Source organism: Streptomyces kronopolitis (assembly GCF_014646275.1).
GTDB lineage: Bacteria > Actinomycetota > Actinomycetes > Streptomycetales > Streptomycetaceae > Streptomyces > Streptomyces kronopolitis.
The window spans coordinates 307452-322147 of the sequence record NZ_BMND01000003.1 but is presented as its reverse complement, the minus strand read 5'-3'; the positions used below and the strand labels follow the sequence as shown (position 1 = coordinate 322147).

12 protein-coding genes are annotated in these 14696 nt (G+C 73.5%); 8 read left to right on the top strand and 4 right to left on the bottom strand.

Annotation, left to right across the window (positions count from 1 at the left end):
* Positions 1-14: 14 nt before the first annotated feature.
* Positions 15-776 (bottom strand): hydrogen peroxide-dependent heme synthase, encoded by a 762-nt coding sequence (hemQ, locus tag IEY78_RS05665; protein WP_373294065.1) that lies wholly within the window; start codon positions 774-776, stop codon positions 15-17.
* A 2-nt stretch (positions 777-778) separates the two neighbouring features.
* The gene (gene hemG, locus IEY78_RS05660) at positions 779-2239 is read right to left on the bottom strand and encodes a protoporphyrinogen oxidase (RefSeq protein WP_189096454.1); all 1461 of its coding nucleotides are present in this window, start codon (positions 2237-2239) and stop codon (positions 779-781) included.
* 232 nt (positions 2240-2471) lie between these two features.
* Between hemG and IEY78_RS05655 the strand changes: the two genes are divergently transcribed.
* Positions 2472-3668: a thiolase family protein gene (locus tag IEY78_RS05655; protein WP_189096453.1), complete on the top strand. Its 1197-nt coding sequence runs from the start codon at positions 2472-2474 to the stop codon at positions 3666-3668.
* A gap of 319 nt (positions 3669-3987) precedes the next feature.
* A complete protein-coding gene (locus IEY78_RS05650; protein ID WP_189096452.1) occupies positions 3988-5370 on the top strand; it encodes an FAD-dependent oxidoreductase in 1383 nt (460 codons plus the stop codon).
* A gap of 79 nt (positions 5371-5449) precedes the next feature.
* Here the strand turns inward: IEY78_RS05650 and hemE are convergent, their stop codons facing one another.
* Entirely contained in the window at positions 5450-6517 is a 1068-nt protein-coding gene (gene hemE, locus IEY78_RS05645) for a uroporphyrinogen decarboxylase (protein WP_189096451.1), read from the bottom strand.
* A gap of 147 nt (positions 6518-6664) precedes the next feature.
* On the opposite strand from hemE, the gene IEY78_RS05640 reads away from it, so the two are divergent.
* The 3 genes from IEY78_RS05640 (at position 6665) to IEY78_RS05630 (ending at position 9686) form a co-directional block, all read left to right on the top strand.
* Positions 6665-7321: a DUF3000 domain-containing protein gene (locus tag IEY78_RS05640; RefSeq protein ID WP_189096450.1), complete on the top strand. Its 657-nt coding sequence runs from the start codon at positions 6665-6667 to the stop codon at positions 7319-7321.
* Between the two features lie 350 nt (positions 7322-7671).
* Entirely contained in the window at positions 7672-8334 is a 663-nt protein-coding gene (locus IEY78_RS05635) for a response regulator transcription factor (RefSeq protein ID WP_006602452.1), read from the top strand.
* 77 nt (positions 8335-8411) lie between these two features.
* Positions 8412-9686 carry an HRDC domain-containing protein gene (locus IEY78_RS05630; RefSeq protein ID WP_189096449.1) on the top strand — a complete coding sequence of 425 codons (1275 nt, stop codon included), beginning with the start codon at positions 8412-8414 and terminating at the stop codon, positions 9684-9686.
* 54 nt (positions 9687-9740) lie between these two features.
* On the opposite strand, the gene IEY78_RS05625 is transcribed toward IEY78_RS05630, so the two are convergent.
* The gene (locus IEY78_RS05625) at positions 9741-10424 is read right to left on the bottom strand and encodes a PepSY domain-containing protein (RefSeq protein WP_189096448.1); all 684 of its coding nucleotides are present in this window, start codon (positions 10422-10424) and stop codon (positions 9741-9743) included.
* Positions 10425-10701: 277 nt separating this feature from the next.
* Here IEY78_RS05625 and IEY78_RS05620 point away from each other — a divergent pair, with 277 nt between their 5' ends.
* The 3 genes from IEY78_RS05620 to IEY78_RS05610 all read left to right on the top strand — a co-directional run bounded on the left by IEY78_RS05620 (position 10702) and on the right by IEY78_RS05610 (position 14549).
* The gene (locus IEY78_RS05620; RefSeq protein WP_189096447.1) at positions 10702-11928 is read left to right on the top strand and encodes a thiolase family protein; all 1227 of its coding nucleotides are present in this window, start codon (positions 10702-10704) and stop codon (positions 11926-11928) included.
* Positions 11925-14060: a 3-hydroxyacyl-CoA dehydrogenase NAD-binding domain-containing protein gene (locus tag IEY78_RS05615; RefSeq protein ID WP_189096446.1), complete on the top strand. Its 2136-nt coding sequence runs from the start codon at positions 11925-11927 to the stop codon at positions 14058-14060. Before IEY78_RS05620 ends, IEY78_RS05615 begins: the two co-directional genes overlap by 4 nt.
* A gap of 96 nt (positions 14061-14156) precedes the next feature.
* Positions 14157-14549 (top strand): NYN domain-containing protein, encoded by a 393-nt coding sequence (locus IEY78_RS05610; protein WP_189096445.1) that lies wholly within the window; start codon positions 14157-14159, stop codon positions 14547-14549.
* Positions 14550-14696: the final 147 nt, after the last annotated feature.

Below are 14696 nucleotides of genomic sequence, written 5' to 3'. Positions count from 1 at the left end.
CCTGCCGCGCGGGATCAGGCCAGGCCGGCGACCAGCTCGGAGACCGGCTTGCGGCGCCCGGTGTAGAACGGGACCTCCTCGCGGACGTGCATCCGCGCCTCGGAGCCGCGCAGATGGCGCATCAGGTCGACGATGCGGTAGAGCTCGTCGGCCTCGAAGGCCAGCACCCACTCGTAGTCGCCGAGCGAGAACGAGGGCACCGTGTTGGCGCGCACGTCCGGGAAGCCGCGGGCCATCTTGCCGTGGTCGGCCAGCATCCGGCGGCGGTCGTCGTCCGGCAGGAGGTACCACTCGTAGGAGCGCACGAAGGGGTAGACGCTCACGTAGGCGCGCGGCTGCTCGTCGGCCAGGAAGGCCGGGATGTGCGACTTGTTGAACTCCGCGGGGCGGTGCAGCGCCATGTTCGACCACACCGGCTCCAGCGCGCGGCCCAGACGGGTGCGGCGGAAGAGGTTGTACGCCTCCTGCAGGGCGTCCGAGCTCTCCGAGTGCCACCAGATCATGAGGTCGGCGTCGGCGCGCAGGCCGGACACGTCGTACGTGCCGCGGACCACCACGTCCTTGGCCGCGAGCTGCGCGAACAGCTCCTCGACCTCGTCGGCGTAGCCGCTGCGGTCCTCCGGGAGGACCTCGCGCAGCTTGAAGACCGACCAGAGGGTGTAGCGGACGACCTCGTTGAGGTCCTTGGCCTTCTTGCCGGCGTTCGGGGTCTTCTCGGGCGCCGCGGGGGTCTGCGGCGCGGAAGCGGGGGTGGAAGCGTCTGTCATGCCGTCCATTCTCACTCGCCCGGGGCCCGGTCCGCCGCCAGGGTCCCGAGGATCTCGTCGGCGGCGCGCCGGGCCGAGCCGACGCAGGCCGGGATGCCGACGCCGTCGTAGACCGCCCCGCACACCCGCAGCGCACCCGGCATCCCGGCGACCGCGGCGCGGATCCTGGCGACCCGCTCCAGATGGCCGACGGCGTACTGCGGCAGCCCGCCCTCCCAGCGGGTGACGGCGGACGCCACCGGGCGGGCGGACAGTCCGACCGCCGCGCCGAGGTCGGCGAGCGAGAGCGCCACCAGCTCGGAGTCGTCGCGCGCGAGGTCGGCGTCGTCCTGGTAGCGGCCGACGGAGGTGCGCAGCACGAACAGGTCCCGGTCGGCGTCGCCGAGCCAGCCCCACTTGTGGCTGGAGAAGGTGGAGGCCTTGATCCGGCGGCCGTCGACGGGCGGTACGAGGAAGCCGCTGCCACCGGGCACCCGGTCCAGGTCGGCGCGCCGGAAGGCCATGGTGACCAGCGCCATCGAGGCGTAGTCGACGCCGGCCAGCTCGGTGGCCGCGGCGGGGCAGTCCGCGCGCAGGAGCCGCGCGGCGGCGCCCGCGGGGGCGGCCAGCACGACCGCGTCCGCGGTGAGCGTCCGGTCTCCGGTGCGGATCCGCCAGCCGTCCTCCGCCGTCCAGTGCAGCGCGTCCGCGGCGGCCCCGGAGCGGATCTCGCCGCCGTCCCGGCGCACCGCGCCGGCGACGGCTTCCGGCAGGGTCCCGATCCCGCCGTCGATGCCCATGAAGACCGGGGCGGCGCCGCTCTGCCCGTTCTGCGGTGCGCTGGCGGCGGCGCGTGCCTGGAGGTCCCGTACGCCCTCGGTCAGCGAGCGCCGGGCGCGGGCGGCCTCGAAGAGCTGCGGGACGGCGGCGCGCATCGAGATGCGGTAGGCGTCACCCGCGTAGACCCCGCCGAGCAGCGGTTCGACGAGCCGGTCGACGACCTCCCGGCCGAGCCGCGCGGCGACGTACTCGCCGACCGCGACGTCCTCGCCGGTCTCCGTCCTCGCGAGGGTCTCGTCCTGGGCGATCCGCGCCATGCCCTCCGGAGAGATCACACCGGAGGCGGCGAGCGGAGCGAGGTCCCCGGGCACGCCCATGACGTGGCCCTTGGGCATCGGGCGCAGCGCGTCGCGGGTCCACAGGGCCGCGGTGGCGGTGGTCGGCGGCTGGAGCCGGTCGCCGATCCCGACGGTACGGGCCAGCTGCACCGCCTCCGGGCGCCTGGCCAGCATCGACTCGGCGCCGAGGTCGACCGGGACGCCCGCGATCTCGCCCGCGCGCAGCTTGCCGCCGAGCCGGCCGGAGGCCTCCAGGACGGTCACCCGGGCGCCGCCCGCGAGCAGCCGGTGCGCGGCCGCCAGCCCGGCGATGCCTCCACCGATGACGACGACATGACCGGGCCCGCGGCCCGCGGGGGTGTGCGCTGCGCTCATGGCCCCACTCTCTCAGAGCCGTGCGCCGCGGCCGCCGGGCGGCCCGCGTGCGGCAACGCGCCGGGGCGCCGCCGCCGTTCGCCCTCGCCGCCCGGACCCCGCCGCGGCCGCCACGGTGTCCGAGAGCCCCCGTTGACAGCGGGCAGCGGCGGGCAAAGACTCGGGGTCGGTGGGTGGCGATCTTCGTGGCGCCCACCGCACGCCGAGCCCGGGACAGCGAGGACAGCGCCTGATGACCGACCCACGCCTGCGGGATGTGTACATCGTCGATGCCGTACGGACCCCCGTCGGCAAGTACGGCGGCGCGCTGGCCGGCACCCGGCCGGACGATCTCGCCGCCCATGTGCTCAAGGCCCTGGTGGACCGCACCCCGGACCTCGAACCGGCGCGGATCGACGACGTCTGCTTCGGCGACGCCAACGGCGCCGGCGAGGACAACCGCAACGTGGCGCGGATGGCGGTGCTGCTGGCCGGGCTGCCGGTGACCGTCCCCGGGGTGACCGTGAACCGGCTGTGCGGCTCGGGCCTGGAGGCGGTCATCCAGGCGGCCCGGGCCGTCGCGCACGGCGACGCGCACATCGCGGTCGCGGGCGGCGTGGAGTCGATGAGCCGCGCGCCGTACGTGCTACGCAAGCCGGAACGCGCCTTCCCCGCGGGCCACCAGGAGATGTTCTCCTCGACGCTGGGCTGGCGGATGGTCAACCCGCGGATGGCCCCGCAGTGGACGGTCGCGCTCGGCGAGGGCGCCGAACTCATCGCCGACCAGTACGGCATCACCCGCGAGCAGCAGGACGTCTTCGCCCTGGCCAGCCACCAGAAGGCGGTCCGCGCCTGGCGGGAGGGCGCCTACGACGCGCAGGTCGTGCCGCTGCCGGAGGTGGACCTGCTGCGCGACGAGACCATCCGCGAGGGCTCGTCCCTGGAGTCCCTCTCGAAGCTGAAGCCGGCGTTCCGCGCGGCCGGCGGCACGGTCACCGCCGGCAACTCCTCGCCGCTCAACGACGGCGCCGCGGCCCTGCTTCTCGTGGACGAGGAGGGCCTGCGCGCCACCGGCCGCGAACCACTGGCCCGCATCCGCGCCAGCGCGGTGACCGGCGTCGAGCCGCAGCTGTTCGGCCTGGGCCCGGTGGAGGCGGTCCGCCGCGCCCTGGAGCGCTCCGGGCGCGGCTTCGCCGACCTCACGTCCTTCGAGCTCAACGAGGCCTTCGCGGCCCAGGCCCTGGGCTGCATCACCCAGTGGCCGGAACTCGACCCATCGGTGGTCAACCCGCACGGCGGCGCCATCGCCATCGGCCACCCCCTGGGAGCCTCCGGCGCCCGCCTCGCCGGCGCCGTCGCCCACCAACTCGCCACCCACGGCTCGGGCACCGGCCTCGCGGCCCTGTGCATCGGGGTGGGCCAGGGGCTGGCACTGGTACTGGAACGCTGACCGGCCGCGGCCGCCCCGCGCGTCACAACAACGGCGGACGGACCGCGGCGCGCCGTAGCAGGCCGTCAGCTCCCTGCTGCCGCCGAGCCGGACGAAGCGGGGAAGCTCCTCGCCCACGCCATGCCCCCTGTCCATGGCGGTGTGCCCGGCGACCGCCCTGGTAGGGGATGTGGCGGCGGTGGTCCTGGCCGGCTCGGGGTTTTCCACAGGCCCCGCGCGCGGGGCCGGCGGGCCGTAACGTGACGAAGGCAGGCAAGGGAACGGCACGACGCCCTGCCTGGCACGGCACGTGGACGGTACGGACGGCAAGGGGGCCGGTATGAGTACGGAACGCCTGGTGATCGTCGGTGGTGATGCGGCGGGGATGGCGGCGGCCTCGCAGGCGCGGCGGCTGCGGACGTCCGGTGAGCTGGCCATCACGGCCTTCGAGCGCGGCCACTTCACGTCGTACTCGGCCTGCGGGATTCCGTACTGGGTGGGCGGGGAGGTCGACGGGCCGAAGGCGCTGATCGCGCGGACGGCGGCGGAGCACCGGGCGCGGGACATCGATCTGCGGATGCGCACCGAGGTGACCGAACTCGACCTGGACCGCGGCCGGGTGCGCACCCGGGAGCTGGACGACGGCGGGCGGGAGAGCTGGACGGGCTTCGACAAGCTGGTGCTGGCGACCGGGGCGCGTCCGCGGCGGCCCCGGCTGCCGGGGATCGACGCGCCGGGGGTGCACGGCGTGCAGACGCTCGACGACGGGCAGGCCCTGCTGGAGACCCTGGAGGCCTCGGCGGGCCGGCGGGCGGTGGTGGTCGGCGCGGGCTACATCGGGGTGGAGATGGCCGAGGCCCTGATCCACCGCGGCTACGAGGTGACCGTGCTGGAGCGGACCGCGCAGCCGATGTCCACCCTCGATCCGGACATGGGCGCCCTCGTCCACGAGGCGATGTGCGCGATGGGCATCGAGACGGTGTGCGGCACGACCGTCACCGGCGTGCTGACCGGCGCGGAAGGCCGGGCCCGCGCGGTGACGACCGAGGACGCCGAGTACCCGGCGGACGTGGTCGTGCTGGGCATGGGGGTGAGCCCCGAGACGACGCTCGCCGGCGCGGCCGGGCTGCCGCTGGGGGAGTCCGGCGGACTGCTCACGGACCTGGCGATGCGGGTCCGCGGCCAGGACCACATCTGGGCCGGCGGGGACTGCGTGGAGGTGTGGGACCTGGTCTCCGGCCGCACCCGCCATATCGCGCTGGGCACCCACGCCAACAAGCACGGGCAGGTCATCGGCACCAACGCGGGCGGCGGCTACGCGACCTTCCCCGGCGTCGTCGGCACGGCCGTCAGCAAGGTCTGCGACCTGGAGATCGCCCGGACGGGGCTGCTGGAGCGCCATGCGGAGGCCGCCGGGCTGCGCTTCGTCACCGCGACCGTCGAGGCCACCAGCCGCGCCGGCTACTACCCCGGCGCCCGCCCGATGCACGTCAAGATGCTCGCCGAGCGCCGTACGGGGCGGCTGCTGGGGGTGCAGATCGTCGGCCGGGAGGGCGCCGGCAAGCGCGTGGACGTGGCGGCGGTCGCGCTCACGGCCCGGATGACCGTGGAGCAGATGACCGCCCTCGACCTCGGCTACGCCCCGCCGTTCTCACCGGTCTGGGACCCCGTGCTGGTGGCCGCCCGCAAGGCGACCAGGGCCGTACGGGAGGCCGGGGACTGACGATCACGATCACACCGGACGGGGGCGAGGGGCGGGGTGGGGGCGGGGGGGGGAGGGGCCCCCGGTGGAGCGCCTCCGGTCAGCCGGCCGTCTGGGTGTGCACGTACTCGACGAGCCGGGTCAGCGCGTCGGGGTCGGTGGTGGGCAGCACGCCGTGGCCGAGGTTGAAGATGTGGCCCTCCAGGCCGGCGGCCGCGTCGAGGACCTCGCGGGCCTTGGTCTCGACGGCCTCGCGGGGCGCGAAGAGCACGGCCGGGTCGATGTTGCCCTGGAGCGCCTTGCCGGGGCCGACGCGGCGGGCCGCCTCGTCCATCGGGACGCGCCAGTCGGCGCCGACGACGTCCGCGCCCGCCTCGCCCATCAGGCCGAGGAGTTCGCCGGTGCCGACGCCGAAGTGGATCCGCGGGACACCTAGGCCCTCGACCGCGCGGAACACCTTGGCGGAGGCCGGCATCACGCTGCGGCGGTAGTCGGCCGGCGAGAGCGCGCCCACCCAGGAGTCGAAGAGCTGCACCGCGCTCGCCCCGGCCGCGATCTGGACCTTGAGGAAGGCGGCGGTGATGTCGGCCAGGCGGTCCAGGAGGTCGGCCCACAGCTGCGGGTCGCCGTAGATGAGGGCCTTGGTGCGCTCGTGGTTGCGCGACGGGCCGCCCTCGACGAGGTAGCTGGCGAGCGTGAAGGGCGCGCCGGCGAAGCCGATGAGGGGCGTGCTGCCGAGCTCGCGGACGAGCATGCCCATGGCCTCGGTGACGTAGGAGACGTCGCCGGGCTCCAGGTCGCGCAGCTGCGCGAGGTCGGCGCGGGTGCGGATCGGGTTCTCGACGACGGGGCCGACCCCGGGCTTGATGTCGAGGTCGACGCCGATGGCCTTGAGGGGGACGACGATGTCGCTGAAGTAGATCGCGGCGTCGACGCCGTGGCGGCGCACGGGCTGCAGTGTGATCTCGGTGACCAGCTCGGGCCGCATGCAGGAGTCGAGCATCGCGATGCCCTCGCGGACCTTGCGGTACTCGGGGAGTGAGCGCCCGGCCTGGCGCATGAACCACACCGGGGTGTGCGGCACCGGCTCCCGTCGGCACGCCTTGAGGAAAGCCGAGTCGTATGTAGCGGTCTGCTGCTGGCCCGTGGCCTGGTTGTTGGCGCTCACGCCCCAAATCTTCGCACGCCGGGCCGGTGGCGGATTTCGACAGGTGGTCGATATCTCCGCATGTGCCCGCGGGCACCTCCGAACGGGCGACGCGCGCACCGGGTGTCCTCCCCGTATGCGGGCCCGGTTCCGCCTAATCTTCCGGGCATGGCTGCGGCTCAAGAACACCTCGCGGACGGCGCGGACGAGACCCCGATCCCCTTCCGTCAGGCGGTCGAAGCGCTCCGCGCGGCCCGACTGCGGCCGGAGATCGAGATCGATCCGACGCCCGCGCCGAAGCGGCTCGCCCCGTTCGCGTACGCCCTGGAAGCGGCGGTCGTCGAGCGCGGCGCGGGCCCGGACGGCGAGGACCGGGATCTGGCGGACGGACGGCTGGTGGTGCTGCACAACCCGGCCGGGGACGACACCTGGCAGGGCGCGTTCCGGGTGGTGACCCTGGCGCGGGCGGAGCTGGAGCCGGAGATGGGCAGCGATCCGCTGCTGCCGGAGGTGTCGTGGTCGTGGCTGACGGGCGCACTGGACGCACGCGGGGTGCACTACGGCGCGCCGAGCGGCACGGTGACGCGGGCCGGCTCGTACTACTTCGGCGGGCTCGCGGCGCGTGAACCCGCGACCCAGATCGAGATCCGGGCCTCGTGGACGCCGAGCGAGGGCGCCGGCGGGGTGCCGGACCTGGCGGCACATCTGGCGGCGTGGTGCGATCTGCTGTGCCAGGTGGCGGGCCTGCCGCCGGCCGCGGTCGACACGCCCCCGCGCGGCGGGGTCGTCCCGCTCCCCCAGCGTCGCGGCGCACAGCCCCGCTGAGCTGCGCTTCTCCCCTCCGGTCCGGTGCGCGCCGAGAGTTCCGCGCGCGACCGCCCGGGGTTGGCTTCCACGGCCGGACGGGCCTCGCGCCCGTCCGGCCGTCGTGTGCGGGCGGCGAGGCGGCGGTGCCGCACCGCATCGCGTACGGGATTGATCATCTTGGTGCACACCGGATGCGCATCTGTGATCGATCACGCATCCGATTTGCCCGAATTGCCCCTAACTAAATCGTGATCAAAGTCTAAAGTCCCGCCGGATTGCTGCCGAAGAGGTCAGTGACCCTTCAAACACGGATCATTCCGGCTCCCCCCTGCCGGCTCCGTCCCTCGCCACTCCCCCCAGGAGGCCCGGTGTCTGTTCTCCTCGAGCAACCTTCGAGCCTGGTCGCCTACCGCCCGAACAAGCCGACGGCCATGGTCGTCGTCGCCGACCCTCGCGTCCGCTCCACCGTCACCCGCCACCTGTGGGCCCTCGGAGTGCGTGATGTCATCGAGGCGTCGTCCATCGCGGAGGCCCGTCCCCGCGTCGGCAACCCGCGCGACATCTGCGTGGCCGACGTCCACCTTCCCGACGGCTCCGGCCTGACCCTCCTGTCCGAGACCCGGGCGGCGGGCTGGCCCAACGGCCTGGCGCTGTCCGCGGCCGACGACATCGGCGCCGTGCGCAACGCCCTGGCGGGCGGCGTCAAGGGCTACGTCGTCACCGGCACCCGTACCAACCTGGGCATCCCCGGACGCCCCGGCACCTCGCCGATCGGCGCCAACGCGGCCCGCATGCAGCGCCGCCCCCCGGGCGCCCCGGGGCACCCCGGTGGCTACCGCGAGCTGTCGGGCCGTGAGGTCGAGGTGTTGCGGCTGGTGGCGGAGGGCCAGTCCAACAAGGCCATCGGCGTCTCGATGGGGCTCTCGGCACTGACCGTCAAGAGCCACCTCGCCCGCATCGCCCGCAAGCTCGGCACCGGGGACCGGGCCGGAATGGTGGCGGTCGCACTGCGCACCGGCATCATCCACTGACCGCTCACCCGACCGGCCCGCCCGTCGAGGGAACGTTCCCTCGACGGGCGACGTGCATACACAGATACCCTTGACTGGTGACCGACGCCCAAAACACCGCAGCAGACACGACACTGCGAGCATCCGGAGACTCGCCTCCGGACCCCCGACCGGCGCCGGTCCCTCTCCTGGAGCCCCGCGAGGGCATTCCCCCGGTGGTCGCCACCGACGAGGCACTCGCCGAGGTCGTGGCCGCCTTCGCGGGCGGCACGGGCCCGGTGGCCGTCGACGCCGAGCGCGCCTCGGGCTACCGCTACGGCCAGCGTGCCTACCTCGTGCAGCTGCGCCGCGAGGGGGCCGGCAGCGCGCTGATCGACCCGGTCGGCTGCCCCGATCTGTCGGGGCTGGGGGAGGCGATCGGCGACGCCGAGTGGGTGCTGCACGCCGCCACCCAGGACCTTCCGTGCCTGCGTGACATAGGAATGGTCCCCACCCGGCTGTTCGACACCGAGCTGGCCGGACGGCTGGCCGGCTTCGCCCGGGTCGGCCTGGGCGCCATGGTCGAGAACGTCCTCGGCTTCGCCCTGGAGAAGGGGCACTCCGCCGTCGACTGGTCCACCCGCCCGCTGCCCGAGCCGTGGCTGCGCTATGCCGCGCTCGACGTCGAGCTGCTGGTGGACCTGCGCGACGCGCTGGAGGAGGAGCTGGGTAAGCAGGGGAAGCTGGAGTGGGCCCGGCAGGAGTTCGCCGCGATCGCAGCCGCTCCCCCGCCGCCGCCCCGCAAGGACCCCTGGCGGCGCACGTCCGGGATGCACAAGGTCCGCCGGCGGCGTCAGATGGCGGTCGTCCGCGAGCTGTGGACCGCCCGTGACCAGGTCGCCCAGCGGCGGGACGTCTCGCCCGGCAAGGTGCTCGGGGACGCCGCGATCGTGGAGGCGGCGCTGAATCTGCCGCCGAACAGCCATGCGCTGGCCGCGCTTCCCGGCTTCGGCCACCGCATGGGCCGCCGGCAGCTGGAGCAGTGGCAGGGCGCCGTCGACCGCGCCCGCGCGCTGGCCGAGAGCGAGCTGCCGCAGCCCGGCCAGCCGCTCAACGGGCCGCCGCCGCCCCGCGCCTGGGCCGACAAGGACCCGGCCGCCGCGGCCCGGCTGTCGGCCGCCCGCGCGTCCGTCACCGCGCTCGCCGAGCGGCTGAACCTCCCGCAGGAGAACCTCATCACCCCGGACACGGTGCGCCGGCTGTGCTGGGAGCCGCCGGAGCTGCCGACGGCGGAGTCGGTCGCCGAGGTGCTGGCCGGCCACGGCGCCCGCCCCTGGCAGATCGAGCAGGTCACGCCGATCCTCACCGAGGCACTGCAGGCGGACGCGGACTGACGCGACGGTCCCGGGCCGGGGTGCTCGCCCGGCCCGGGACGTGTGGTGCGCCGGTCAGCTCTGCTCGGCGTGCATCCACAGGACCTTGCGGTTGGTGGCGTCGATCTCGTAGGACGTCTCGTTCCAGTCGCTGGTGCTCACCACGCCCACGGCCCAGGCGGGGGTGTCGCTGCTGCCGTGGTCGGAGTTGCCGAGTTCGACGGAGGTGACGGTGCCCTTCGACTTCTCGGTCGCGGTCTGCGCGGCCTGCTGGGCGGTGACGGTGGCCTTGGACAGCCGGGCGGCCAGCTGCTGCTTGTCGCCGGAGTCGTCCGACTCGGTCTGCGGCTGCCCCGCCTTGCCGGTGCGCGCGTCCACGCGGACATCGCTCACCGTCCCGTCGGACGTGGCGACCGAGGTGTTCCAGTACGGGGCGGTGGCCGTCCCCTTGAGCTCCGCGGCGATCGGCTCCGAGGCCGGGACCGCGGCGACCGCGGCCTTCATCGCCTGCGCGTAGTCCACCGTGGCGCTGGGGACCAGGGCCTTGCGCTGGGCCTGGGCCGCGCTGAGCGAGCTGCTCGGCGAGGCGGGGGCCGAGGCGGGCACCGGGCGCCGGGGGCTTCCGGTGTCCTTCTCGGGCGAGTTCCCGCAGCCCGACACCAGGGCGCCGCCGGCGGCGACCGCACAGACCAGGCCGATCGCGCGCGGCACCGCCAGCGGTGCGCGCCGGGTCACGACATCACTCCTCTTCGTCTCCATGCGGTCACTTTAAGTGCGCAATGGGTCGAATTGCGCCAAGACCCGACGGTATTGGGTCGTTATTCGGACGGCATTCGGTCCTTTTCGCCCCACTCCGGGGGTCGTGCGCCGAGGTGTCGACCGGCGGGCGACGCGGCCATCCGGTGTGACCTTCACCGCTCCGGCCGGTGGGGGTGTGCAGCTTGGTTACCCGTAAGTAGCATGTCGGTGTGAAGCGTCCCCCGGGCGCTCTCACAGCAGTGCAGCAGTGCCATCCCGCACCTGGAGGAGAGCCAACGTGCCTCGTACCGCTAGGGACGTCGTCTTCGTCGACGGCGTCCGCACCCCGTTCGGCAAGGCGGGCCCGAAGGGCATCTACCACGAGACCCGCGCCGACGATCTCGTCGTGAAGGCCATCCGGGAGCTGCTGCGCCGCAACCCGGCCCTGGACCCCGCGAAGATCGACGAGGTCGCCATCGCCGCCACCACGCAGATCGGCGACCAGGGCCTGACCCTCGGCCGCACCGCCGGCATCCTCGCCGGCCTGCCGCAGTCGGTGCCCGGCTACTCCATCGACCGGATGTGTGCCGGTGCGCTGACCGCCGTCACCGCCACCGCGGGCTCCATCGCCTTCGGCGCGTACGACGCCGTCATCGCCGGCGGTGTCGAGCACATGGGGCGCCACCCCATGGGCGAGGCCGTCGACCCGAACCCGCGGTTCGTGAGCGAGAAGCTCGTCGACCAGTCCGCGCTGTTCATGGGCATGACCGCGGAGAACCTCCACGACCGCTACCCGCACATCACCAAGCAGCGCGCCGACGAGTACGCCGTGCGCTCGCAGGAGAAGGCGGCGAAGGCGTACGCGAACGGGAAGATCCAGCAGGACCTGGTCCCGATCTCGGTGCGCAACACCAACGCGGAGGTCGGCGAGACCGGCTGGGGCCTGGTGACCGCCGACGAGCCCATGCGCCCGGGGACCACCCTGGAGAACCTCGCGGGCCTGAAGACGCCGTTCCGTACCCACGGCCGCGTCACGGCCGGCAACGCCGCGGGGCTCAACGACGGCGCGACCGCCTCGATCCTCGCCTCCGAGGACTTCGCGCGCGAGCACGACCTCCCGGTCAAGATGCGCCTGGTCTCCTACGCCTTCGCGGGCGTCGAGCCCGAGGTCATGGGCTACGGCCCGATCCCGGCCACCGAGAAGGCCCTCGCCAAGGCGGGCCTGGGCATCGGCGACATCGACCTGTTCGAGGTCAACGAGGCGTTCGCCGTGCAGGTGCTCGCCTTCCTCGACCACTACGGCATCGCCGACGACGACGCGCGCGTCAACCAGTACGGCGGCGCCATCGCCTTCGGCCACCCGCTGGCCTCCTCCGGCGTCCGGCTGATGACCCAGCTGGCCCGGCAGTTCGAGGAGCAGCCGGAGGTCCGCTACGGCCTGACCACCATGTGCGTCGGCTTCGGCATGGGCGCGACGGTCATCTGGGAGAACCCGAACCACAAGGACGCCGGAGGCGACAAGTGAGCACCACCACCACCGCCGAACTCCTGAAGGGTGCGGCCGAGCTGTTCCCGGACGAGGTCGTCACGTCGGCGCACGTCCGCCACCTCGATCTGCCGTACGGCGCGGGCAAGTTCGCGCTGATCACGCTGGACAACGGCTTCGACCACACCAAGCCGACCACCTTCGGCCCGGGCTCGCTGGCGAACCTCAACGCCGCGCTCGACCAGGTCGAGAAGGAGGCCGCGGACGGCGACATCGTCGGCGTCGGCCTCACCGGCAAGCCGTTCATCTTCGCCGTCGGCGCCGACCTCAAGGGCGTCGAGCTGCTGAAGAACCACGAGGACGCGCTGGCCATCGGCAAGGGCGGCCACGAGGTCTTCAAGCGGCTCTCGAAGCTCGCCGTGCCGACCTTCGCGTACTACAACGGTGCCGCGATGGGCGGCGGCGTTGAGGCCGGTCTGCACTGCTCCTACCGCACGGTCTCCAAGGCCCTGCCGGCCTTCTCGCTGCCCGAGGTCTTCCTCGGCCTCGTGCCCGGCTGGGGCGGCTGCGCGCTGCTGCCGAACCTCATCGGCGCGGACAAGGCCGTCTCGGTCATCATCGAGAACTCGCTCAACCAGAACAAGCAGCTCAAGGGCAAGCAGGTCTTCGACCTCGGCATCGCGGACGCGATCTTCGAGGGCGCGGACTTCCTGGAGCAGTCGCTGATCTGGACGGCGAACGTCCTCAAGGGCGACGTCACCGTCGAGCGCCCCGAGATCGACCGCGGTGAGGCCTGGGACCAGGCCGTCGCCAAGGGCAGGTTCATCGCCGACGGCAAGGTGCACGGCGCCGCCCCGGCCGCCTACCGGGCGCTGGACATCATCGCCGCCGCCAAGAGCGGAGACCTCCAGGCCGGTTTCGACGCCGAGGAGCAGGCGCTCGCCGACCTGATCATGGGTGGTGAACTCCGCGCCGGCATCTACTCGTTCAACCTGGTGCAGAAGCGCGCCAAGCGCCCCGCCGGCGCCCCGGACAAGAAGCTCGCGCGCCCGGTCAGCAAGGTCGGTGTCGTCGGCGCCGGTCTGATGGCCTCGCAGCTCGCGCTGCTCTTCCTGCGCCGCCTCGAGGTGCCGGTCGTGCTGACCGACATCGACCAGGCGCGCGTCGACAAGGGTGTGGGCTACGTCCACGCCGAGATCGACAAGCTGCTCGGCAAGGGCCGGATCAACCAGGACAAGGCCAACCGCCTCAAGGCCCTGGTCTCCGGTGTGCTGGACAAGGCCGAGGGCTTCTCCGACGCCGACTTCATCATCGAGGCCGTCTTCGAGGAGATCGGCGTCAAGCAGCAGGTGTTCGCGGAGGTGGAGGCCGTCGCCCCGGCGCACGCGATCCTCGCCACCAACACCTCCTCGCTGTCGGTCACCGAGATGGCGTCGAAGCTGAAGCACCCCGAGCGGGTCGTCGGCTTCCACTTCTTCAACCCGGTCGCGATCCTCCCGCTGCTGGAGATCGTGCGCGGCGAGCAGACCGACGACGCCTCGCTGGCCACGGCGTTCGGTGTCGCCAAGACGCTGAAGAAGACCGCGGTGCTGGTGAAGGACGCCCCGGCGTTCGTCGTCAACCGCATCCTGACCCGCTTCATGGGCGAGATCCAGAACGTCATCGACGAGGGCACCCCGGTCGAGACCGCCGAGAAGGCCATCGAGCCGCTCGGGCTGCCGATGTCGCCGCTGGTGCTGCTGGAGCTTGTCGGCCCGGCGATCGGTCTGCACGTCTCCGAGACGCTCAACCGCTCCTTCCCGGACCGGTTCACGGTCTCGCCGAACCTCAAGGCCGTCGTCGAGGCGGGCAAGCGCGGCTTCTACGTCTACGACTCCGGCAAGCCGGAGCTGGACCCCGAGGTCGCCGCCCTCCTCAAGCAGGGCGACTCGGTGCTGACGGAGGAGCAGGTCCGCGACCGCGTCCTGGACGCCGTGGCGCAGGAGATCGGCCTGATGCTGGACGAGGGCGTGGTCGCCGAGGCGCAGGACGTCGACCTGTGCCTGATCACCGGCGCCGGCTGGCCCTTCCACCTGGGCGGCATCACGCCGTACCTGGACCGCGCGGGCGTCTCCGAGCGGGTGCGGGGCACGAAGTTCCTGGCCCCGGGCATCGCGAGCGTGCCCGCGTAGCGGGGTACTGATCGCAGGAAGCGCGGGCCGGCTCGGCGGAGCCGGCCCGCGCTGCCGTGTGCGCGGGGCGCGGGCGGGCCGTGGGAGGGTGGCGGCATGGACTCCTTGGTCATCGTCGATGCCGCGAACGTCGTGGGCTCGGTGCCCGACGGCTGGTGGCGGGACCGGCACGGCGCGGCCGAGCGGCTGCGCGACGCCCTGCCCGGCTATGCCGCCGACGGCCTGCCGGGGCTGATGGCGCCGCCTCTGGAGCTGGTCCTGGTGGTGGAGGGCGCGGCCCGCGGGGTGGAATCCGTCGACGGCGTACGGGTGGTGGCGGCGGACGGCAGCGGCGACGACCGGATCGTGCGGCTGGTGGCCGAGGAAGCCGGCGGTCGGGACTGCCTGGTGGTGACCGCGGACCGCGAACTGCGCGAGCGCGTCCGGGCGCTGGGCGCGCGGGTGACGGGGCCGCGGGCGGTATGGGGGCGGCGGCGCGACGAGGGGTAGGGCGCGGTGGCGGAAGCGGGTGCCGAAGCGAGACGGCTCTCCGGCGGCTCCCGCGGCGCACCGCCCCGTGCGCCGCGACCGCCCTGTGCGCCCTGTGCAGCCGCGACCGGCGCGGCACACGGGGCCGGCAGGAGGAGTGGTCGGGGC

Coding starts and splice junctions, on each gene's coding strand:
- hemQ (WP_373294065.1), bottom strand. CDS start 776: ATGGACGGCATGACAGACGCTTCCACCCCCGCTTCCGCGCCGCAGACC.
- hemG (WP_189096454.1), bottom strand. CDS start 2,239: ATGAGCGCAGCGCACACCCCCGCGGGCCGCGGGCCCGGTCATGTCGTC.
- IEY78_RS05655 (WP_189096453.1), top strand. CDS start 2,472: ATGACCGACCCACGCCTGCGGGATGTGTACATCGTCGATGCCGTACGG.
- IEY78_RS05650 (WP_189096452.1), top strand. CDS start 3,988: ATGAGTACGGAACGCCTGGTGATCGTCGGTGGTGATGCGGCGGGGATG.
- IEY78_RS05640 (WP_189096450.1), top strand. CDS start 6,665: ATGGCTGCGGCTCAAGAACACCTCGCGGACGGCGCGGACGAGACCCCG.
- IEY78_RS05625 (WP_189096448.1), bottom strand. CDS start 10,424: ATGGAGACGAAGAGGAGTGATGTCGTGACCCGGCGCGCACCGCTGGCG.
- IEY78_RS05610 (WP_189096445.1), top strand. CDS start 14,157: ATGGACTCCTTGGTCATCGTCGATGCCGCGAACGTCGTGGGCTCGGTG.